The organism is Janthinobacterium sp. C22, from assembly GCF_057919405.1.
The window spans coordinates 557,275-577,712 of record NZ_CP193659.1; the positions used below are offsets into that span (position 1 = coordinate 557,275).

At 64.5% G+C, this 20,438-nt stretch carries 21 protein-coding genes, 1 tRNA gene and 1 pseudogene; 8 read left to right on the top strand and 15 right to left on the bottom strand.

Features of this window, described 5'->3' with window-relative positions; translation table 11 throughout:
• Positions 1 to 36: 36 nt before the first annotated feature.
• The 3 genes from ACRHIG_RS02510 to ACRHIG_RS02520 are packed head-to-tail and all read right to left on the bottom strand — an operon-like array spanning position 37 to position 1,348.
• Positions 37 to 960, bottom strand: coding sequence for an MBL fold metallo-hydrolase (locus tag ACRHIG_RS02510; protein ID WP_489629276.1), 924 nt, complete (start codon positions 958 to 960; stop codon positions 37 to 39).
• 8 nt (positions 961 to 968) lie between these two features.
• Complete coding sequence (locus ACRHIG_RS02515) at positions 969 to 1,148, bottom strand: DUF1289 domain-containing protein (RefSeq protein WP_227742078.1); 180 nt, start codon at positions 1,146 to 1,148, stop codon at positions 969 to 971.
• Between the two features lie 50 nt (positions 1,149 to 1,198).
• Positions 1,199 to 1,348, bottom strand: a complete 150-nt coding sequence (locus ACRHIG_RS02520; protein WP_489629277.1) for a hypothetical protein — start codon at positions 1,346 to 1,348, stop codon at positions 1,199 to 1,201.
• Positions 1,349 to 1,479: 131 nt separating this feature from the next.
• On the opposite strand from ACRHIG_RS02520, the gene ACRHIG_RS02525 reads away from it, so the two are divergent.
• Both ACRHIG_RS02525 and ACRHIG_RS02530 read left to right on the top strand, forming a co-directional pair.
• Entirely contained in the window at positions 1,480 to 1,893 is a 414-nt protein-coding gene (locus ACRHIG_RS02525) for a CopG family transcriptional regulator (protein ID WP_034752801.1), read from the top strand.
• Positions 1,894 to 1,947: 54 nt separating this feature from the next.
• The gene (locus ACRHIG_RS02530; protein WP_489629278.1) at positions 1,948 to 3,225 is read left to right on the top strand and encodes an extracellular catalytic domain type 1 short-chain-length polyhydroxyalkanoate depolymerase; all 1,278 of its coding nucleotides are present in this window, start codon (positions 1,948 to 1,950) and stop codon (positions 3,223 to 3,225) included.
• Here ACRHIG_RS02530 and ACRHIG_RS02535 read toward each other — a convergent pair.
• From ACRHIG_RS02535 to ACRHIG_RS02545, 3 genes are all read right to left on the bottom strand, one after another.
• A complete protein-coding gene (locus ACRHIG_RS02535) occupies positions 3,218 to 4,369 on the bottom strand; it encodes a response regulator (RefSeq protein WP_489629279.1) in 1,152 nt (383 codons plus the stop codon). The genes ACRHIG_RS02530 and ACRHIG_RS02535 overlap by 8 nt on opposite strands.
• 31 nt (positions 4,370 to 4,400) lie before the next feature.
• On the bottom strand, positions 4,401 to 7,448 hold the full coding sequence (locus ACRHIG_RS02540) for a response regulator (protein ID WP_489629280.1): 3,048 nt from the start codon (positions 7,446 to 7,448) through the stop codon (positions 4,401 to 4,403).
• Positions 7,449 to 7,556: 108 nt separating this feature from the next.
• Positions 7,557 to 7,745, bottom strand: a complete 189-nt coding sequence (locus tag ACRHIG_RS02545; RefSeq protein ID WP_475415750.1) for a cysteine-rich CWC family protein — start codon at positions 7,743 to 7,745, stop codon at positions 7,557 to 7,559.
• Between the two features lie 231 nt (positions 7,746 to 7,976).
• Between ACRHIG_RS02545 and argB the strand changes: the two genes are divergently transcribed.
• Together argB and ACRHIG_RS02555 are read left to right on the top strand one after the other, a co-directional pair.
• Complete coding sequence (gene argB / locus ACRHIG_RS02550) at positions 7,977 to 8,870, top strand: acetylglutamate kinase (protein WP_010393729.1); 894 nt, start codon at positions 7,977 to 7,979, stop codon at positions 8,868 to 8,870.
• A 65-nt stretch (positions 8,871 to 8,935) separates the two neighbouring features.
• Positions 8,936 to 9,010: transfer RNA gene (locus ACRHIG_RS02555), tRNA-Thr, on the top strand.
• 143 nt (positions 9,011 to 9,153) lie between these two features.
• On the opposite strand, the gene ACRHIG_RS02560 is transcribed toward ACRHIG_RS02555, so the two are convergent.
• Positions 9,154 to 10,023, bottom strand: a complete 870-nt coding sequence (locus ACRHIG_RS02560; RefSeq protein ID WP_489629281.1) for a TraB/GumN family protein — start codon at positions 10,021 to 10,023, stop codon at positions 9,154 to 9,156.
• A gap of 90 nt (positions 10,024 to 10,113) precedes the next feature.
• Between ACRHIG_RS02560 and ACRHIG_RS02565 the strand changes: the two genes are divergently transcribed.
• The 3 genes from ACRHIG_RS02565 to pabB all read left to right on the top strand — a co-directional run bounded on the left by ACRHIG_RS02565 (position 10,114) and on the right by pabB (position 13,386).
• A complete protein-coding gene (locus ACRHIG_RS02565) occupies positions 10,114 to 10,848 on the top strand; it encodes a pyrimidine 5'-nucleotidase (RefSeq protein WP_121670813.1) in 735 nt (244 codons plus the stop codon).
• A 102-nt stretch (positions 10,849 to 10,950) separates the two neighbouring features.
• A complete protein-coding gene (gene slmA / locus ACRHIG_RS02570) occupies positions 10,951 to 11,526 on the top strand; it encodes a nucleoid occlusion factor SlmA (RefSeq protein WP_070313104.1) in 576 nt (191 codons plus the stop codon).
• A gap of 21 nt (positions 11,527 to 11,547) precedes the next feature.
• Positions 11,548 to 13,386, top strand: coding sequence for an aminodeoxychorismate synthase component I (pabB, locus tag ACRHIG_RS02575; RefSeq protein ID WP_489629282.1), 1,839 nt, complete (start codon positions 11,548 to 11,550; stop codon positions 13,384 to 13,386).
• Here the strand turns inward: pabB and ACRHIG_RS02580 are convergent.
• Together ACRHIG_RS02580 and ACRHIG_RS02585 are read right to left on the bottom strand one after the other, a co-directional pair.
• Positions 13,379 to 13,741 (bottom strand): DUF1428 domain-containing protein, encoded by a 363-nt coding sequence (locus ACRHIG_RS02580; RefSeq protein WP_475415754.1) that lies wholly within the window; start codon positions 13,739 to 13,741, stop codon positions 13,379 to 13,381. The two genes, pabB and ACRHIG_RS02580, sit on opposite strands and share 8 nt — an antisense overlap.
• Before the next feature lie 114 nt (positions 13,742 to 13,855).
• Positions 13,856 to 14,449, bottom strand: a complete 594-nt coding sequence (locus tag ACRHIG_RS02585) for a glutathione peroxidase (RefSeq protein ID WP_489629283.1) — start codon at positions 14,447 to 14,449, stop codon at positions 13,856 to 13,858.
• 180 nt (positions 14,450 to 14,629) lie between these two features.
• Between ACRHIG_RS02585 and ACRHIG_RS02590 the strand changes: the two genes are divergently transcribed.
• Positions 14,630 to 15,760, top strand: a complete 1,131-nt coding sequence (locus ACRHIG_RS02590; RefSeq protein ID WP_489629284.1) for an extracellular catalytic domain type 2 short-chain-length polyhydroxyalkanoate depolymerase — start codon at positions 14,630 to 14,632, stop codon at positions 15,758 to 15,760.
• A gap of 144 nt (positions 15,761 to 15,904) precedes the next feature.
• Here the strand turns inward: ACRHIG_RS02590 and gabD are convergent, their stop codons facing one another.
• From gabD to ACRHIG_RS02620, 6 genes and pseudogenes are all read right to left on the bottom strand, one after another.
• Positions 15,905 to 17,359, bottom strand: coding sequence for an NADP-dependent succinate-semialdehyde dehydrogenase (gene gabD / locus ACRHIG_RS02595; RefSeq protein WP_475415757.1), 1,455 nt, complete (start codon positions 17,357 to 17,359; stop codon positions 15,905 to 15,907).
• 92 nt (positions 17,360 to 17,451) lie between these two features.
• Positions 17,452 to 18,294 (bottom strand): PPK2 family polyphosphate kinase, encoded by an 843-nt coding sequence (locus ACRHIG_RS02600; RefSeq protein WP_475415758.1) that lies wholly within the window; start codon positions 18,292 to 18,294, stop codon positions 17,452 to 17,454.
• Positions 18,291 to 18,713 (bottom strand): CoA-binding protein, encoded by a 423-nt coding sequence (locus tag ACRHIG_RS02605; RefSeq protein WP_475415759.1) that lies wholly within the window; start codon positions 18,711 to 18,713, stop codon positions 18,291 to 18,293. The genes ACRHIG_RS02600 and ACRHIG_RS02605 overlap by 4 nt, the downstream gene beginning before the upstream one ends.
• A 66-nt stretch (positions 18,714 to 18,779) precedes the next feature.
• Positions 18,780 to 19,433, bottom strand: a complete 654-nt coding sequence (locus tag ACRHIG_RS02610) for a bifunctional 2-keto-4-hydroxyglutarate aldolase/2-keto-3-deoxy-6-phosphogluconate aldolase (RefSeq protein ID WP_475415760.1) — start codon at positions 19,431 to 19,433, stop codon at positions 18,780 to 18,782.
• Between the two features lie 13 nt (positions 19,434 to 19,446).
• Positions 19,447 to 19,785 carry an SMP-30/gluconolactonase/LRE family protein gene (locus ACRHIG_RS02615; protein WP_489629285.1) on the bottom strand — a complete coding sequence of 113 codons (339 nt, stop codon included), beginning with the start codon at positions 19,783 to 19,785 and terminating at the stop codon, positions 19,447 to 19,449.
• A gap of 86 nt (positions 19,786 to 19,871) precedes the next feature.
• A pseudogene (locus tag ACRHIG_RS02620) lies at positions 19,872 to 20,438 on the bottom strand (SMP-30/gluconolactonase/LRE family protein); the annotation flags it as partial.

Genomic DNA, 20,438 nt, shown 5'->3' on the forward strand with positions numbered 1-20,438 from the left:
AAAGTACGATCGTGCTGAATTTATCGCAAGTCCCGCTCAACCCTCGTTGAGCAAGTACTCACCCTCGACCCGCGCCGCAGCAGCCCTGCATAGCTGCGATACGGCCCACTCGGCCAGCGCGGCCGCCTCCTGGCGCAGGAAGCGCCGGTTGGCCTCCTCGAAGATCGGCATGCCGCGCAGCAGGGCCGGTATCCCGGCCAGGGCGATGCGCTGGCGCTCCAGCAGCAAAAACTTCAGCAGCACTTTGACCGCATTCTGCGCATTGCGCACGGGGTCGGACGCCAGGTAATCGAGGCGCGAATAGGCGCGCTGCAGGGCGCCGGCGGCATCCGTAAATGGCCGCCCGTGGCCGGGAATGACGACGCGCACGTCCAGGCCCGCGATCAGGTCCAGCGTGGCGCGCGCTTCCGAAAAGCCGGAGCCGCCATCGAGTTCCGGGAAGATCACGCCAAAGCCGTTTTCCCACAGGGCGTCGGCGGAGATCAGGATGCCCTCTTCGGCACAGTAAAAAATCAGCGAGTGCGGGTCGTGGCCCGGTGCGCCCAGCGCCTGCCAGGCCATGCCGGCCAAAGTCAAGGTGTCGCCGGGAGAGACGGTGGCGTCAAAGCCGAAGCGCGGGCATTGCTGGCCCGTGGCCTGGAAGCTGAGGGCATCGGCATCCCACGTGCGCACCTTGTCCGCTTCCGCCACGGGAATGGCCGTGTGGCAGCCGTATGCGGCTTGCAGCAGCGCGTTGCCGCCGCAATGGTCGGAGTGCAGGTGGGTGTTGAACAGGCGGTCCAGCGGCCGGCCGGCCAGGCTGTGGCGCAGCAGGGCCAGGGTTTGCGGCGCATGCGTGACATAGCCGCTGTCGATCAGGGCCGTGTCATCCGTCCCCTGGAACAGGATGTTGTTCGACGACAGCCAGCCGCGTTCGAACACCTGCATGGCATCGGGGAACAGCGCTGGCGATCGCGGCATGGGCTTCCTCAGTAGTCGGGCTCGAAATCGAGCAAGGATTCACGGCCTGGCAATTCGGCCCACACGGCGCGCTTGAAGTCGTCGTCGGCCTTGCTCCAGGCGATGATCTCGTCGAGCGTGCGCAGGCAGCCTTCGCACAAGCCGCTGTTGCGGTTCATCTTGCACAGGCTGACGCAGGGCGACGGCACCGGCGACGGCAAAGAAAGCGGAACGGCTGGCGGAGGTGGGGGAGCGACCATCATGGAGCGGCATCGGTAAACGTGAAGGCTTTCATTATGCCGCGAAACGGCGCCGGCGAGGCGATGGCATCGCCTTGCAATGTTTCCGTGAATATATTTTCCAGCGAAACAATGGTCAACAACTGCTCTTCCGGAAATATATTTTTCACACATTCTCACTCTACGGGTGCCCGTCCTACACCACGATCAGGCCAGATCCTGCTTGACTTGAGACATTTCAGAACTATACTACCATCCATACAGATGGCAAATGGATGCCACGTGGAGTTTTTGGAGAGATATGGCCAAGCAAGACAGCAAGCCCAAAATTGGGGAATCCGAGAAAATCACCATCAACCTGGGCTTGATCGACCTGGGGCAGATCGATCTGCTGGTCCAGGAGGGATTTTATTCCAACCGCACGGATCTGATCCGTACGGCCATACGCAACCAGCTGGGCACCCACGCCGACGTGGTGAAACAGACCGTCGCCCGTAAAAGCCTGGTATTGGGCATGCAGCATTACTCGCGCGCCGACCTGGAAGCGATCCAGGCAGCCGGCCAGCGCCTGCAGATACAGGTGCTGGGACTGGCCAGCATCGCCAGCGACGTCTCGGTGGAACTGGCACTGGCCACCATCGAGTCGATTTTCGTATTAGGTGCCCTGCACGCCAGCACCGTCGTCAAGACGGCGCTCGCAGGGCGAATTCACTAGCGTATTGGTTCGCGGCGATGACCCGGCCGATGCGCGGCACCGTTAAGGATGGTCATGAAACTACCTCTCAACATGCTGGCGCAGATGCGCGCCGCGACCCGTAATCTGATGGGCAGCGGCCCTGCCGCCGCCACCGAAGCGATCCAGCAGGCGCTGTCTGCGGCCGGCCTGGCGCCGCAAGCGGCCGCCACGCAAGCGCCGCCACCGCAGCCGATGCGCGACATTAATCCGCCACCTGCGCCGCCACCGGCACAGGCCCGGGCCGGGCAGCCGCAAGCTGACGCCGCACCGGAAGCGGCATCGGTGCCGCCCACGCCCGCGCAGGCGGCGCAGGACTTCGCACAGGATTTCATGGCGCGCCTGGGCGTGCCGGCCGGCCTGGGCCAGCACAGCTTCGACATGCCCAGCTTCGAGCTGCCGAATTTTCATCCGCCCGGCTTCAACGCGCCGGCCGCCACGCCGGCGGAGATCCCCGCCGGCGCGCAGTTCATCGATGGCGTGTACCGCAACCATGCAGGCACGCGTTCGTACAAGCTGTATATCCCCAGCAGCTACCACGGCCAGGCCATGCCGCTGATCGTCATGCTGCACGGCTGTACGCAAAATCCCGACGATTTCGCCGCCGGCACGCAGATGAATGCGCTGGCCGAAGAAAAGGAGTGTTTTGTCGTCTACCCGGCGCAGACGCAGGGCGCCAACAGTTCGCGCTGCTGGAACTGGTTCAACGCCATCGACCAGCAGCGCGGCCAGGGCGAACCGTCGCTGATCGCCGGCATCGCGCAGCAAGTCATCGACGACTACCCGGTCAACGAGCGTGAAGTGTTCGTCGCCGGCCTGTCGGCGGGCGGCGCCATGGCCGTCATCGTCGGCACCCTGTACCCCGACCTGTTTGCCGCCGTCGGCGTGCATTCGGGCCTGCCCTTCGCCTCGGCGCAGGACTTGCCGTCGGCGCTGGCCGCCATGAAAGGCGGCGCCATGCCCAATGCCCAGCGCAAGGCGCCGGCCGGCGGCGTGCCCATCATCGTTTTTCACGGCGACCGCGACACCACCGTCAACCCGCGCAATGGCGATGAGCTGATCGCCCAGGGCGTGCGCAGCCAGGCGGGCGGCAAGTCGGCCAGGGCCGCCTCCGTCGACGGCAGCGTGCCGAACGGCCACCGCTACACGCGCACCACGCACAGCCAGGCCGACGGCTCGCCGCTGGGCGAACACTGGGTCATCCACGGCGCCGGCCATGCCTGGTCCGGCGGCAGCAACAACGGCAGTTATACGGACGGCAAAGGACCGGACGCCAGCCGGGAGATGCTGCGCTTCTTCAAGACCGTCAGCTGATGTTTCCGGTGTATGGCGCGATCTGCCGCTGCTTGTCGGCGATCTCGCACACGCCGTCGGCATAGCGGTTGGAGATGGCGATGAACTGGTCCTGGATCTGCAGGAAGGCGTCGACGATCTCGGCGTCGAAGTGCGAGCCGCGTCCTTCGACGATGATCCGCACGGCCTGCGCATGGTCCATGCCCTGCTTGTAGATGCGCCGGCTGATCAGGGCGTCATACACGTCGGCCAGCGCCATCAGGCGCGCCGAGATCGGGATATCTTCGCCCGCCAGGCCTTGCGGGTAGCCGCTGCCATCCCATTTTTCATGGTGGCTGTAGGCGATCTCTTTCGCGTACTTGAGGAAATCGACTTCGATGCCCAGCTCGTGTTCGGCCGCCAGGATGGCGTCGCGCCCCAAGGTGGTGTGCGTCTTCATGATGGCCATTTCGTGCGGCTCGAAGCGCCCCGGCTTGAGCAGGATATGGTCGGGGATGCCCACCTTGCCGATGTCGTGCAGCGGCGCCGTCTTGAACAGCAGTTCGATATTCTTGTCCGTCAAGAAATCGCGGAAACGCGGCAAGTTGCGCACCTTCTCGGCCAGCGCCTTCAGGTAGTGCGAGGTGCGGCGGATATGGTTGCCCGTCTCGCTGTCGCGCGTCTCGGCCAGCGACGCCATGGCGTGGATGGTGACGTCCTGCAGCGCCGCCACTTCCTGCACGCGGCGCTCCACTTCCGTTTCCAGGTACTGGTTCTGGTCGCGCAGGAAATCCTGCATCTGCTTCATCGCCAGCTGCGTCTTGATACGGGCCAGCACGATGGGCGCGGAAATCGGCTTGGTGATGTAATCCACGGCGCCCAGGGCCAGGCCCAGCTGCTCGTCGGCCACCTCGCTCATGGCGGTGACAAAAATCACGGGGATGCCGGCCGTGGCGGGATCGGCCTTCAGCGCGCGGCACACATCGTAGCCGCTCATGCCCGGCATCATGATGTCGAGCAGGATCAGGTCGGGCTGGTCGCCGCCGGCGGCGATCTTCAGGGCGCGCTCGCCATTGACGGCGATCTTGGTGCGGTAGTCGTCTTCCAGCACCGCGCGCAGCAGGTCGATATTGTCTGGCGTGTCATCGACCACCAGGATGGTTGGCTTGCTTGCCGGCGCTCTCATGCCCGTCCTTCGCTCTGCATAGTTATCCTTGTCACAGTGTCAGCTCCAGCGCATCGGCCACCTCGCCCAGCTGCGCCAGCGCACCTTCGAAATCGTATTGTCCCAGCATGCGCTTCAACTGGCGCGCATGTTCCGCCTGCCCCGCCGCGACCAGCACGGGACCGATGCCGTCAAGGTGCTTGACGGCCTGCGCATCGTCCTGCTGCAGCAGCTGCGACAGCTCGCGCAAGCCCGCTTCCAGGCAGGCCCGGTCCACCGGCGCCACGTGCGCCACCGGCGCGCCGCCCGCCTCGGCCGCGTTGCCGCGCGACTGCATCGCCAGCACGATCTTCGGCACCAGCTCGTCGAGCGCCAGGGTGCAGGCGGACAGCGCCTGCGGCAAGCCATCGTGCGAGCCCAGGCTGAGCAGGTGCTCGACCCGCGCGGCGCTGTCGGCCAGGCCGCCGGCGCCGATATTGCCGGCCAGGCCCTTCAGGGTATGCGCTTCGCGGATCGCCGTCTCGAGCTGGTTGTTCTCGATGGCGGCCACGATGCGCTGCATGGCGTCAAACTGGGTTTCCACGAAGCGGTCCAGTAATTTTCGCATCAAAGCGGCATTGCCGCCCACGCGGCGCATGGCTTCCGCCATTTTCAGGCCGGCGATCACGGGCAGCTCCGCTTCCGGCTGCGCCGCTACCGACGTCATTGCCTGCGGCGCGGCCGGCGCGATCCAGCGCGCCAGGGTGCCGAACAGCTGCGCCACGTCGATCGGCTTGGCGATGAAATCGTTCATGCCGGCGTCCAGACATTTTTCCTTGTCGCCGACCATGGCATTGGCCGTCATGGCGATCACGGGCAGATTCGAGTAACGGGGATCCTGGCGCAGCTTGCGCGTCGCCTGGTAGCCATCCATCACCGGCATCTGGCAATCCATCAGCACGCCGTCATAGGCGTTTTCCTCGATCTTCGCCAGCGCGATGGCGCCATTGCCGGCGATGTCGACGCGGATGCCGGCGTCGTTGAGAATATGCTGCGCCACTTCCTGGTTCACTTCATTATCCTCGACCAGCAGCAGCCAGGCGCCGCGCAGGGCGCGTTCGTCGTCGCGGTAGCTGCTCTGGCGCTGCGTCTTGCGGCTCTGCCCCGTCACGCCGCCAAACACGAACGATATCTGGTCGAGCAGGGTCGAAGCGCTGACGGGCTTGTTCAACACGCCGTCGAGCGGCAAATCGCGCTGGCGCGCCGCCTCCAGCAGCGCTTCGCGATGGAAGGCCGTGACCATGATGCAGGCCGGCGTGGCATCGATGCCGGCGGCATCGGCGCGGATGCCGGCCAGGGTATCGAGGCCGTTCATGCCCGGCATTTTCCAGTCCATCAGCACGAGGCCGTACGGCCGCCCCTCGGCGCGCGCCTGCGCCACGGCGCCGATGGCCGGCACGCCGCCAAACACGGCCCGCGCCTCGAAGCCGAGCGCCGTCAGCATGCTGACGAAGATTTCACGCGCGCTGGGGTTGTCGTCGACCACCAGCACGCGCAAGCCCTCGAAGCGCTGCGGAGCAAGCAGGCTGTCGCGCGGCACGGCGGCCAGGCCGAAGCGGGCCGTGAAGAAAAAGGTGCTGCCAACGCCCGCTTCGCTGACCAGGTCGATCTCGCCTTCCATCATCTCCACCAGGCGCTTGCTGATGGTCAGCCCCAGGCCCGTGCCGCCATGGTGGCGCGTGGTGGAGGTGTCGGCCTGGGTAAAGGCCTGGAACAACTTGCTGCGCTGGGGCGGCGTCAGGCCGATGCCCGTGTCGCGCACGTCCACGCGCAAGACAGCCGCATGCTCTTCCAGCTGCTGCAGGCGGATGGTGACGACGATCTCGCCCTTGTCCGTAAACTTGATCGCATTGTTGGTGAGATTGATCAGCACCTGGCCCAGGCGCAGCGGGTCGCCCTGCAAGGCGTTCGGCACGTCGGGGGCGATGTCGAACAGCAGTTCGAGCCCCTTGTCCTGCGCCCGCATCACGGACAGGTCGGCGATCTGCGCCAGCACGTCCTCGAGGAAGAAATCGACTTTTTCAAAGGCCATCTTGCCCGCCTCGATCTTCGAGAAATCGAGAATGTCGTCGATGATGGCCAAGAGGTTCTTCGAAGCCGACTCCACCTTCTCCAGGTAGTTGCGCTGGGTCGACGTGAGCTCCGTCTGCAGCGCCAGGTGAGTCATGCCGATGATGCCGTTCATCGGCGTGCGGATCTCATGCGACATATTGGCCAGGAAGTCCGACTTCATCTTGGTCGCATCCTCGGCCACTTCGACGGCATGGCGCAGGTCCTGCTCGACGGCCAGGCTGGTGCTCATGTCCTTGAGCGCCTGCAGCAATTCGCCCGTCTCGTCGCGCGACGTCACTTCGATGACGGAACTGAGATCGCCATTGGCCACGCGCGTGGCGATCGCCACGGCCTCGCCCAGCGGACGCGTGATCGAGCGCGCCGACCAGGCAAAGGCCAGGCCCGTCAGCAGGGCCGCCAGGCCGATGCCGCCCATCAGCAGCAGCGAGGTATCGATGTCGTTGCGTATCCTGGCCGCGCTGTCGCGGATCAGCTGCTGCTGCAGGTCGTCGAGCTGGCCCACGTACAGCAGCACTTTTTCCAGCACCGGCAAGGTCTGCGTCTGCATGGCCTGCTCGGCGCGGGCATCCTCGCCGCGCTCGACCAGCTCGAACATCGTCTTGAGCGAGCCATAGTAATCGGCGCGCGCCAGGTGCATCTGTTCCAGCAGGCGCCGTTCCTCGGGCCGCGCATCGAGACCGTCGAGGATGCGCACCTGCTCGTCGATGCCTTGCTTGATCGCTTCCAGGCGCGCCTGGTTCGCCTGGCGCAGCGCCAGCTCGTGCTGGTTCGGCAGGTTGCCGATGCGCGTGGCCGCCTCGCGCGCCAGCCCGTGGATCTTGCTGGTGGCCTTGGCGGCGACCCAGTCGCGCTGCAGGATATCGTCGGTCTCGGCGCGGATGGCATAGATGCGGCTGCCAGACAGGACGATGACGACCAGCATCAGCGCGATCAACATGGCATAACCGGCATTGATGCGCACGCCGATACTGATATCCCTGAAGCGCATAACTTTCCTATAAGAAATTCTTGAAAATCGAAGTCTGAACGTATTCCCCTACGGAAAGCAAGGTTTATTGCAAAGCAATTGCATGCCGAAGCACTTAATTAGCCGACGTTAGGGCTTGGCAGGAGGTGCCAGGGAGGCGATGTGCGCTTGCAGGCAGGCGGGGCACCAGCAGCCCGCGGCGGCGCTGCCGGGCACGGGAACGGCGGGCGGCAGGGCGAGGCACCAGCAGGGTTCCTTGGCGTCCGGGTCGAGCTGGCCGCACTGGAAAGTGGCGCCGCACAGGGTGCACTGGCTCATGGCTGTGTTTGAATTGGCAAGTGTGTGTCATGCTGCGCCGGGATGCGACGCAGATGTAACGGGCGGTAAAAGGGCTGGCTGGGGCACATATCGGGCCAGACTATAGGATCATCAGGGAAAATACAACAAGATCGCCCTATAATGCCTCCAGGATTTTCTTCTTCCCTGTAAAATCGCACAAATCTATTTTCCGGACTCGCCATGAATCAACTAGCTAACTTGAACCTGGACATGAATGACGACTTGACGGCGGTGTCGCCGCAAATCAAGGCGCAGATTCTGGCCGAGGCCCTCCCCTACATCCGCAATTTCCACGGCAAGACCATCGTCATCAAATACGGTGGCAACGCCATGACGGACGAACGCCTGAAGCACGGCTTCGCGCGCGACGTCATCCTGCTCAAGCTGGTCGGCATGAACCCGGTCGTGGTGCACGGCGGCGGACCGCAGATCGACAACGCGCTGAAAAAAATCGGCAAGCAAGGCACCTTCGTGCAAGGCATGCGCATCACCGATGAAGAAACCATGGAAGTGGTGGAGTGGGTGCTGGGCGGCGAAGTGCAGCAGGATATCGTCATGCTGATCAACCATTACGGCGGCCAGGCCGTGGGCCTGACGGGCAAGGATGGCGGCTTGATCCGCGCGCGCAAGATGCAGATGCCGGACCGCGAACATCCGGGCGAATTCCTCGACATCGGCTTTGTCGGCGAGATCGACGCGATCAACCCGGCCGTCGTCAAGGCGCTGCAGGACGACGCCTTCATTCCCATCATTTCGCCGATTGGTTTCGGCCAGGATGGCCAGGCCTACAACATCAACGCCGATGTCGTGGCGGGCAAGATCGCGGAAATCCTGAAGGCGGAAAAGCTGATCATGATGACCAACATCGCGGGCGTCCAGGACAAGCAGGGCAACTTGGTGACCGACCTGTCGGCGCGCGAAATCGACGAGATGTTCGCCGATGGCACGATCTCGGGCGGCATGCTGCCGAAGATCTCGTCCGCGCTCGACGCCGCCAAGTCCGGCGTGAACACGGTGCACATCATCGACGGCCGCATCGAACACTCATTATTGCTGGAAGTGTTGACCGAGCAGGCTTTTGGTACTATGATCCGTTCGCACTAAAAAAATCGCAATGCATCACAGCGAGTAGTTTGGCGGCGCAGATCACCTGGCGCCGCTTTTAATTTGCCCTTGTAGCTCAGTGGTAGAGCACTCCCTTGGTAAGGGAGAGGCCACGTGTTCGATCCACGTCAAGGGCACCAGTATCTTTTCCCCGCAGCTGTAAAAATGCCCATGGCGGCGTTGTCCTTCCTCGCCGTACATGCGTACTGTCTTCGTCAGTCCGCCTTGCCCTGAACATTTTTCCATCTGCTCTGCTATCTGTCGCCCGCATCGCCTCCGCGTTTCAATACACCCGCTCGACCTTCAAGCCCTTCTGACGCAATAAATCCGGCACGCTTTTCGCTCCGACCAGGTGCAGCACACCGATGGCGGCCAGGCTGTGCTTTTCGCGCGCCAGCAGCTTGGCGATGCCGTCGGCCAGGGCCGGGTTGCGGCCGTCCAGCAACACCTTTTGCACGAACTGCGCGGCGAACGAGGGGTCTTGCGCAGCCTTGGCCGCCAACTTGTCGAAGGCAGCCGCGTCGGCGTTGCGCCAGGCGTCGGCGATCTCGCGCGCTTCCTGGCTTTGTTCCTGGTCCTCGATCGAGGCCACGCCGTCTTCCAGGAAGCGGCACTGCTCAAACGGCGACATGGCGCCAAACAGCGCCATCTGGCCTTCCATCGATTCGAGTTCCAGCACGGGGATCTTGCGCGCCCTGGCTTGCTGCGACAGATAATTGTCGACAGCCAGGTCGGAGCGGTAGCCCAAGGTGGAAAATTCGCCGATGGCCAGGATGCTGGCCAGCATCCATGGCTTCATCGGCGCCACCGATTCGGCCGGAATGCCGTATTTTTGCAACAGCGGCGCCAGACGCGGGGCCAGGGTCTGGCGGCAGTCGGCAGGCGCTTTGCTGCCCGGCGCCTCCATGCCGTATTTCAGCACGGCGCCCATGGCGGCGCGCGGATCGGCGCCGGGATCGATCTCCAGCGCCAGCGCCCCGGCCTGGTGCAGCGCCTGCGTTACCGTCGGCTCGAGCGGATAAAAATCGGGCGCGCCGACATGGATGGTGCCGAACAGATACAGGGTGTGGGCCGCGTCCTGCACCTTGAACAGCGCGCCCCGGTTTTGCGCCACGGGCGGCGCTTCGGCGAAGGCTGCCTGCAACGGCAGCAAGAATAATCCGCAAAACATCACTATAATCTGGCGTCGCATGGTTTTCCTGATTGTTGAATTTTTCATCTTCTCTCGCTAGCAAAGACTCTCGTGCCTGTGTCCCATCTTAACCGCTCGTCGCCGGTCTGGCTGTTTGACCTCGACAACACGCTGCACAATGCCTCGCACGCCATCTTCCCCACCATCACGGCCAATATGAACACGTATATTGCCCGGGTGCTGGGCGACGGCGTGACGCCGGCCGACGACGCCATCGTCAATGCGGCGCGCGCGGCTTACTGGCGCCGCTATGGCGCCACCTTGCTGGGCATGGTCAAGCACCATCAGGTGCAGGCCGCGCATTTTTTGCACGAGACGCACGCCTTCGACGATTTGCGCGCCATGATACGCGCCGAGCGGGGACTGGGGGCTTTACTCAAACGCCTGCCTGGCCGTAAAATTTTACTCACCAACGCGCCGCTGCGCTATTCGAGCGACGTGATGCGCCACCTGGGACTGCGCCGGCACTTTTCACACCACGTCGCCATCGAGGCGATGCAGGTGCACCGCCAGCTGCGGCCCAAGCCATCGACGCTGATGCTGCGCAAACTGATGCGCAAGCACCAGATCCGCCCTGGCCGCTGCATCCTGGTGGAAGACACTCTCGCCAACCTGAAGGGCGCAAAAAGACTGGGCCTGCGCACGGCCTGGGTCACGCAATACCTGAAAATGGCCGATCCGATCGGCGTGGCGAAGCTGCCCAAGGCGTTAAATCGCCCCGCTTACGTCGATGTCAAAGTAAAATCTGTCCGGCATTTGGCACGCCGCCTTCACCGTCTGCGTTGAAGGGGACTCCTGGGCTTGCGGCTGACGCCGGAAGCCGCACCGCTAGCGGCGGTGACGGACCTCCCCATCAAGGCAGCATTTTTTTTAACGACAAGAGAAAATATGGCAAGCACACCGCCGGGCCAACGCAGGCTACAAATTCTTCAGGCCCTCGCCGCAATGCTGGAGCAGCCGAAAGGCGAAAAGATCACCACCGCCGCACTGGCGGCCAGACTGGCCGTCTCGGAAGCGGCCCTGTACCGCCATTTCGCCAGCAAGGCGCAAATGTTCGAAGGGCTGATCGAATTCATCGAGTCGAGCGTCTTCGGCCTGATCAACCAGATCGCGGAAAAGCACAGCGACGGCATGACGCAGACGCGCGACATCATCGGCATGCTGCTCAATTTCGCCATCAGCAATCCGGGCATGACGCGCGTGCTGATCGGCGACGCCCTGGTCAATGAGGACGAGCGCCTGCAAGTGCGCATGAACCAGTTCTACGACCGCGTGGAGCTGGCGCTCAAGCAGGCCTTGCGCGTGGCCGCCGCCGAAGGCCATGGCAAGGAAAGCGAAGTGGCGGCACGCGCCACCCTGATCGTCAGCTTCGTCATCGGACGCTGGCACCGCTACGCCAAGAGCGGCTTCAAGATCAATCCCTCCCAGGAAGCGGCGCTGCAAATCGCCATGCTGCTGGGGTAAGTCACCGCCGCGGCTGTCCCCATGCATACCGACTGTTTCGCCCTGCTCGACGACGCCAGCACGCCCGGCGCCGCATCGCGCCTGTACACGGGCCTGACGGCGGTCCTGCGGTGCAGCGAGGGGGAGCAGTGGCCGGCCCTGCTCGAAGGGCTGCAAGCGGCCTTGGAACGCGGCCAGTACGCCGTCAGCGTGTGCAGCTACGAGCTGGGCGCGCACTTGCTGGCCATGCCGCCGCGCGCGGCGGATCCCGGTGCGCCGCCGCTGGCGCAGGTGCTCGTCTTCGAACACTGCACCCAGCTGTCGCAGGACGAGGTGCTGCAGTGGCTGGCCGCACGTACGCCGGCGATGGAAACGCCGGCCGGCATCGCCGGCATCCGCGCGAATGTGGATCAGGCCGAATTCACGCGCGCGCTGGGGCGCATCCACGACTACATCGTGGCCGGCGACACCTATCAGGTCAACTATACGTATCGGCTGCGCTTCGATGCCTTCGGCTCGCCCCTGGCCCTGTATGCGCGGCTGCGGGAACGCCAGCCCGTGCCGTATGGCGCGCTGGTGATGCTGCCCGATGGCGGCGCCCTGCTGTCGCTGTCGCCGGAACTGTTCGTGCGCCATGCGCAGGGCGAGCTGACGGCGCGCCCGATGAAAGGCACGGCGCCGGCGGCCCCGCCTGAACAAACGGACGAAAACGCGCGCCGCGCCGCCGCCCTGGCCAGCGACCCGAAAAACCGCGCGGAAAACCTGATGATCGTCGACCTGCTGCGCAACGACATCGGCCGCATCGCCGCCACGGGCTCCGTCAAGGTACCGGCCCTGTTCCAGGTGACGCGCTACAGCAGCGTGCTGCAGATGACGTCCACCGTGCAGGCGCGTTTGCGCGGCGACGCCAGCCTGGCCGACATCTTCCAGGCCTTGTATCCGTGCGGCTCGATCACGGGCGCGCCGAAACGCCGCACCATGGAGATCATCGCCGAACTGGAGCCGGCGCCGCGCGGCATCTACACGGGCGCCATCGGCTGGTTCGATCCGCCGGCCATCGGCACGGCCCACCCGGTGGGCGACTTTTGCATGTCGGTGCCGATCCGCACCCTGGCCCTGCAGCCGGCCGGCCCTGGCGGCCTGCGGCGCGGCGAGATGGGCGTGGGCGCCGGCATCGTCTTGGACAGCGACCCGCGCGAGGAATTTGCGGAATGCCGGCTCAAGGCCCGCTTCCTGACGGAGCTGGGCAATGACTTCGAACTGTTCGAGACCCTGCACGCGAGCCGCGCCGGCGGCTGCCGCCAGCAGGAGCGCCACCTGGCGCGCCTGGCCGCCTCCAGCGCCTACTTCGGTTTTGCCTGGGACCAACATGCTGCCCGCGCCGCGCTGCAGGCAGCCTGCGCGGCGCGTCCCGACGATATCCCCTTCCGCCTGCGCCTGGCGCTGCGCCAGGATGGCCGCTTCACGACGCAAAGCGGTGCGCTCAGCGCCTTGCCGGACACGGTCACCATCCTGCTGGCGTCCGACGCCACCACGGCGGATGACCTGTTCCTGCGCCACAAGAGCAGCGTGCGCGCGCGCTATGACGCAGCCTGGCGCGCGGCCGAGGCGCAAGGCGCCTTCGACATGCTGTTCTTTAACGAGCGGGGCGAGCTGACGGAGGGCGGGCGCAGCAATGTCTTCGTCCGGCTCGATGGCCGCTGGCATACGCCGCCCCTGTCCTGCGGCCTGCTGCCCGGCGTGCAACGCGCGGCCATGCTGGCCGATCCCGCCTGGAGTGCGCAGGAAACCATCATCACGCGCGCCATGCTGGCGCGGGCAGATGCCATCGTCGTGTGCAATGCGCTGCGCGGGGCGCTGCTGGCAAAACTGATTACTTGATGTCAACCTGCATCTCGTAGCCGCCGTAGATCATCCGCTTGCCATCGAACGGCAGCTTGGCCGGATCCATCATCTCGGCCAGGCGCGGGTCTTTCATGACCTTGTCGTTGATTTCATCGCGCTTGGCGCGCGACGCATACACGATCCATGAAAACACCACCACTTCGCCATCCTGCAAGTCCACCGCCTGCGGAAACGAAGTCAGCTTGCCCGGCTTGACATCGTCGCCCACGCACTCGCGAAATTCCAGCGCGCCATACTCGCGCCAGACGGCGCCGCAGGCGCGCGACATGGCCAGATAGGTATCGAGCTTGGCCTTCGGTACGGGCACCACAAATCCATCGACATACGCCATGATGTTCTCCTTTGTTGTGACAAACGCGAACAACCAGCTTAGGACAATGATGGCAAGACGACAAGCGCGGCATTGAAAAAAGCAGGCGCGCTGGCCTGCTTGTGTGTCGGCAACTTACATCGCCAGCGCTTTTTCCACCGCGCCAACGAGCTTCTTGTCGTCCGGCGTCACCTTGCTGGGGAAGCTTTCCACCACTTTACCGTGGCGGTCGATCAGGTATTTATGGAAATTCCAGGCCGGGGTCTTGCCCGTCTGCTTGATCAGGTCCACGTACAGCGGGTTCGGATTGGGGCCGGAGACGACGGACTTCGAAAACATGGGGAACTTCACGCCGTAGGTGTTGTAGCAGAAATCGGCGATTTCCTTGCTGTTGCCCGGCTCCTGCTTGCCGAAATCGTTCGACGGAAAGCCCAGCACCACCAGGCCCTTGCTGCCGTACTTGGCGTACAGCGCCTCGAGTCCTTCATACTGGTTGGTAAAACCGCAATAGCTGGCCGTATTGACCACCAGCACGACCTTGCCCGCGTACTGGCACAGGTTTTGCGGCGCTTCATCCTGCAGGCGGTTGAAGGTCTGCTTGAGGATGGCGGGGCAGGCGGCTGGCGCGGCGGCGGCTGGCGCGGTTTCGGCGGCATGGGCCGGCATGGCCAGGCTGGCGCCGGCGGCAAGGGTGGTGAGCGCAAACAGCTGGGCTAGGGTCTTGGACATGAGGGGCACCATGGTTGAACGGAAAAAACCATTCTATGTCAAACGCGGCGCGCACGTACAAGACGGTCAACAACAGCGATAGCTTGAGCGACATCAACGACGGTGCAGTACTTGCCCAGCGCACAGTTTTTTTACCTATGCTCGGCCTTCCTGTCCCTTTTCTTGCCTTTTGGAGTAGCCATGCCCTTCCCGCACCTGACCGCATTACCCACCGCCCTGCTGGCCGCCAGCCTGCTCATCCTGGCGCCCGGCGGCGCGCACGCCGCCACGGCCGCAAAAGCAGCCGTCAAGCCCGCCGCGAGCAAGGACGCCCCCGCCCTGCCCGCCTACCAGGCCGATCTGAGCCAGACCACGGTGTCCGGCCTGTCCTCGGGCGGCTTCATGGCGGCGCAGTTTGCCGTCGCCTACTCGGCCACCGTCGCCGGCGCCGGCATCATCGCGGGCGGCCCGTATTTCTGCTCGGGCCAGCCGGGCCGCTTCCCGTATATTCCCTACCTGACGAATGCCCTGACCACCTGCATGAATCCAGGCAGCTCGCAAGTGGCGCCGCCCGTGGCCAGCGAATTGCTGCGCGCAGCGAACGATTTTGCGCAGGCCCGTCTCATCGACGACACGGCCAACCTGAAACGCCAGCGCGTATATCTGTTCAGCGGAACGAAAGACCAGACCGTGACGCGGCCGGTGGTGGAACAGGTGGGAAAATTCTATCAACTGGCGGGCACGCCGGCGGCGCAGATCCGCTTCGTCGACACGCTAGGCGCGGGCCACGCCATCCTGACCGACAGCAATCAGGACAAGCCCTGCGCCGTGACGGAGTCGCCCTTCATCAACGACTGCGACTACGTGCAGGCGCGCGACATCCTGCAGCACCTGTATCCGGACCTGCAACCGTCGTCGACCACCCTGACGGGCAAGCTGATCGCCTTCAACCAGCGCAGCTTCATCCAGAACGCGTATTCGAGCATGAACAATACGGGCTATGCCTACATCCCGAAAGCCTGCGACAGCGAGAGCTGCCGCGTGCACGTGGTGTTCCACGGCTGCCTGCAAACGACGCAGGCGATCGGCGACCGTTTCTATACCAGCACCGGCTACAACCAGGTGGCGGACGCCAACAAGATCATCGTGCTGTATCCGCAGGCCGAACCGAGCCCCGTCTATCCGTACAACCCGAAAGGCTGCTGGGATTTCTGGGGCTACACCAGCATCAACCCGATCGATCCGGATTTCTACCGCAAGAGCGGCACGCAGATGGAAGCGGTCAAGGGCATGCTGGACAGGTTGGGATCGGCTCGCAACAGCCGCCGATAACGGACGTCACGGATGCTTGAGAAAATCGTAGCGAGCGGCAACGAGGCTCGGCGCCCCCATCTGGCTAAGAAGCGCAGCTGTACTAAAGTACAGCGAGCATCGCAGGCCGGAAAGCGCGCCGCGCAGCAGATTTAATCAAGCATTCTAGATGCCGCCCATGCAGATGTACTTGATCACGAGGTAGTCTTCGATACCGTAGGTCGACCCTTCGCGGCCCAGGCCCGATTGCTTGACGCCGCCGAAGGGCGCGATCTCGTTCGAGATCAGGCCCGTGTTGACGCCGACCATGCCCGTTTCCAGGCCTTCGGCCACGCGCCAGATGCGGCCGATGTCGCGCGAATAGAAGTAGGCGGCCAGGCCGAATTCCGTGTTGTTGGCCAGGGCGATCACTTCATCGTCCGTCTTGAAGCGGAACAGGGGCGCCAGCGGGCCGAAGGTTTCCTCGGTGGCCACGCGCATGTCGTTCGTCACGTCGGCGATGATGGTCGGCTCGAAGAAGCCGTTGCCCAGCGCATGGCGCTTGCCGCCGGCCAGCAGGCGGCCACCCTTGCCCAGCGCGTCGGCCACGTGCTCTTCCACCTTGGCGACGGCCTTGGCGTCGATCAGCGGGCCTTGCGTGACGCCCGCCTCGATGCCATTGCCCACCTTCAGCTTGGCCACGGCGGCCACCAGCTTGGCGGCAAACGCGTCGTACACGCTGTCCTGCACGTACAGGCGGTTGGCGCACACGCAGGTCTGGCCCGCATTGCGGTATTTCGAGGCGATGGCGCCTTCCACGGCCGCATCCAGGTCGGCGTCGTCGAAGACGATGAACGGCGCATTGCCGCCCAGTTCCAGCGACAGTTTCTTGATCGTCGGCGCGCACTGTTCCGCCAGCAAACGGCCCACCTGGGTCGACCCTGTGAACGTCAGCTTGCGCACGATGGGGTTCGAGGTCATTTCGCCGCCGATGTCTTTCGGCGCGCCCGTGACGATGCTGAACACGCCCGCCGGCACGCCGGCGCGTTCGGCCAGCACGGCCAGCGCCAGCGCGGAAAACGGCGTCGCTTCGGCCGGTTTGAGGACCATCGGACAGCCGGCGGCCAGGGCCGGGCCGACCTTGCGGGTGATCATGGCGGCGGGGAAATTCCACGGCGTGATGGCGGCGCACACGCCGATCGGCTCCTTGGTGATGACCAGGCGGCGGTCGGGCCACGGCGATTGCAGGGTATCGCCCGCCACGCGCTTGCCTTCTTCGGCAAACCACTCGATGAACGAGGCGCCGAACTGCACTTCGCCCTTCGCTTCCGGCAGGGGCTTGCCCTGCTCGGTGGTCATGATCAGCGCCAGATCGTCGGCGTTTTCCAGGATCAGGTCATGCCAGCGGCGCAGCACGGCCGCGCGCTCCTTGGCCGTCTTCTTGCGCCAGGCAGGCCAGGCGGCATTGGCCGCCTCGATGGCGCGGCGCGTCTCGGCCGCGCCCATCAGGGGCACCGTGCCGATATGCTCGCCCGTGGCGGGATTGCTCACATTAATCGTCTGGCCACCATCGGCGTCCATCCAGGCGCCATTCACGTAAGCCTGGTGACGCAACAAGGTAGGATCTTTCAACTGCAGCATATGGATCTCCGGTCTGGTTTGAATTATCGACGAGGGATACTATGCCACAGCGCGGCCGATTCCGCAGGCGGACAGCCGAATCGCCCGCGTATTTACTCGACCTTGAACGACGACAGTTTCGGGTCCGGCGCCGGATATTCGAGCTTCATGCCCTGCAGCGTTTCCAGCAGCAGCGAGGCCACCACCAGGTTGCGCTGCGTCTTGGAATTCGATGGCACCACGTACCACGGCGCGTGATCGGCATCGGTCTCGCGGATCGCCGTTTCATAGGCGCGCTGGTAGCCATCCCACTTCTTGCGCTGGGCGATATCGTTGGGATCGAACTTCCACTGGCGGTCGGGATCGTCGAGCCGCTCCTGCAGCCGTCCCCGTTGCTCGTCCTTCGAGATATGCAGGAAGACTTTCAGGATGATGGTGCCCGTTTCGCTCAGCATGCGCTCGAAATCGCGGATCTGCGCATAGCGGCGCCGGCATTCCGCCTTGTCGATCATGTCCTGCACGCGCGTGATCAGCACATCCTCGTAATGGCTGCGGTTGAAGATGGCGATCTCGCCCTTCACGGGCACGTGCTGGTGCACGCGCCACAGGTAGTCGTGCGCCAGTTCGATATCGGTGGGGCCCTTGAACGCCACGGCGCGGATGCCCATCGGGTTGATATTGCTGAAGATGGCCTTCACCGTGCCGTCCTTGCCCGAGGTATCCATGCCCTGCAGGACCAGCAGCACCTTCTTCTTGCGCTGCGCATACAGCATGCTCTGGCACTCGGCGATCTGCGCCGTCAGCGCCACGGTTTCTTCGATGTCCAGGGCCTTGCACTGGGCTGGCGTCAGCTTCTTGTTCGCCGCCTTGGTGGCCGCGCCCAGCAGGCGCTTGCCGGCGAACTCCTCGTTCAGGTCGAAGCCCTTACCGGCGCGAAATTGCGTGCGCGCCTTCATGCCGCCACCGCCAGCTTGCGGTGCTCGATTTTTGTGCAATGGTCCATCACCACGTCCAGGCCCGCCGCCCGCGCCAGCTGCGCCGCCTGCTCGTTGACGATGTCGAGCTGCAGCCACAGGCAGCCCGCCTTGACGGCGATGGCTTCCTCGGCGATGGGCAGGATATCTTCCGGCTTGCGGAAGCAGTCGACGATGTCGATGCGCGCCGGCGCGACAGCCGCCGCGGCCTGCGCCAGGGTGGCATAGGCGCGCTGGCCCAGCACGTCGCGCCCGGCCAGGGCCGGATTGACGGGCAGCACGCGGTAGCCATGCCGCAGCAGGTAGTCGGCCACCTCGTGGCTGGCGCGTTCGGGCTTGTCGGACATGCCGACGATGGCGATGATGCGGCTGTCTTGCAGGATGCGGGCGATGTTGGGCATATTCGGGGCGTGGTTAGGCGTGCGACATTGCCCGCCTAGCGTAGCAGAATTATCCAGCGCAGGGAGCTATCCAGAAGACCTGGAACTCCGCACGGCCGCCATCTGCGCGACAAAAGCCTGCGCGCGCGCCGTCACGGCCGCGAAATCTCCCGTGGCGCCCGGGCCACTCAGGCTGCTGCCGATGCCCACGGCCACGGCGCCGCTGGCAAACCACGCATGCAGGTTCTCCACCGTCACGCCGCCCGTCGGCATCAGCGGCGCTTGCGGCAGCGGGGCGCGCAAGGCCTTGATGTAGGCGGGGCCGAACATCTCGGCGGGGAAGACCTTGACGATGTCCGCGCCCGCCTGCAGGGCCGTGACGATCTCCGTCGGCGTCATCGCCCCCGGCATGGCCAGCACCTGATAACGCTGACACAGCGCGATGGTCTCCACGTTCACGCCAGGCGAGATGATGAACTGGGCGCCGGCCAGGATGGCGGCGCGGGCCGTTTCCGTATCGAGCACCGTGCCCGCGCCCAGCAGCACGTCAGGACCATGGCGTTCGCGCAGGGTGCGCAGCACACCCAGGGTGTCGGGCGTGGTGAACGCCACTTCCAGCGCCGTGATGCCGCCGGCGATGCACGCCTCGGCGATCTGCAGCGCCGCATCGGGCGAGTCGGCGCGCACGATACCGACCATGCCCCGCTCGAGGATGCCATTGAAAACCATGTGCTTTTGCATCTGCTCTCTCCTGTCAGGCCGGCAGGGCGCCAAAGCGCACTTCCGGCAAACCGCGCACGCCCACCTGACGTGCATGAAACAATCCGCCGGCCAGCGGTTCGCCCGCCAGCTGCGCCGGGGTCAAGCTTTCCTGCGCCGTGGTGACGAACAATTCGTCGTAATGCGGACCGCCCAGGCTCACGCAGCTGGGCTGCGAGACGGGCAAGGCTATCGCCCGCTCGACGCTGCCGTCCGGCGCGAAGCGCAAGACCCGTCCCGCGCCCCACTGCGCGCTCCACAAGTGGTCATCCGCATCGATGGTGGCGCCGTCGGCGGCGCCCGGCCCCGGATCGAGCACGGCAAACACGCGCACCCGGCTGGCGTCACCCCCAGGTAATCATCCCAGCGGTAGATCGCCTTCTTCATCGAATCGCAGAAATACATGGCCGTGCCATCGGTGCTGAAGCAGATGCTGTTCGAGATGGCGATCTGCGGCAGCGGCAGCCGTTCCAGGCTCAAGTCCAGGTTGAGGCGATAGAAGCTGGCGATGGCATCGCGGCACGGCCGCTCATCGAGCGTGCCGAAGACAAAGCGTCCCTGGCGGTCGCAGCGGCCGTCGTTCAGGCGCGTCATGGGCAGGTCGCCCTCCACCGTGTGCAAGGGCGTGACGGCCCCGCTGCGCGCGTCAAACCACGCCAGGCGCGAGGCCAGTCCCAGCAGCAGCACGTCGTCGCGGTCCGTCAGCGCGAAACACGCCAGGCGCTCGGGCATGTCCCAGCGCTGGCGCTCCCCCGTGCTCAATACCAGCGCATGCAGCTGGCAGCCTTCGATATTCGTCCAGAAAACGCGGCCGCTGCGCTCGCACCAGCGCACGCCTTCGCCCAGGAAGTTCTGTGCATCGACCAGTAATTGGGCCTGTGTCCCCATTATTTTTTCCTTTAACTCTGTATAACGCATGATAAAACCGTCGCGAGCGGAAGTCAGTTGTGGCCGAGACGCGCAACTGTGCTTGAGCACAGTGAGCAT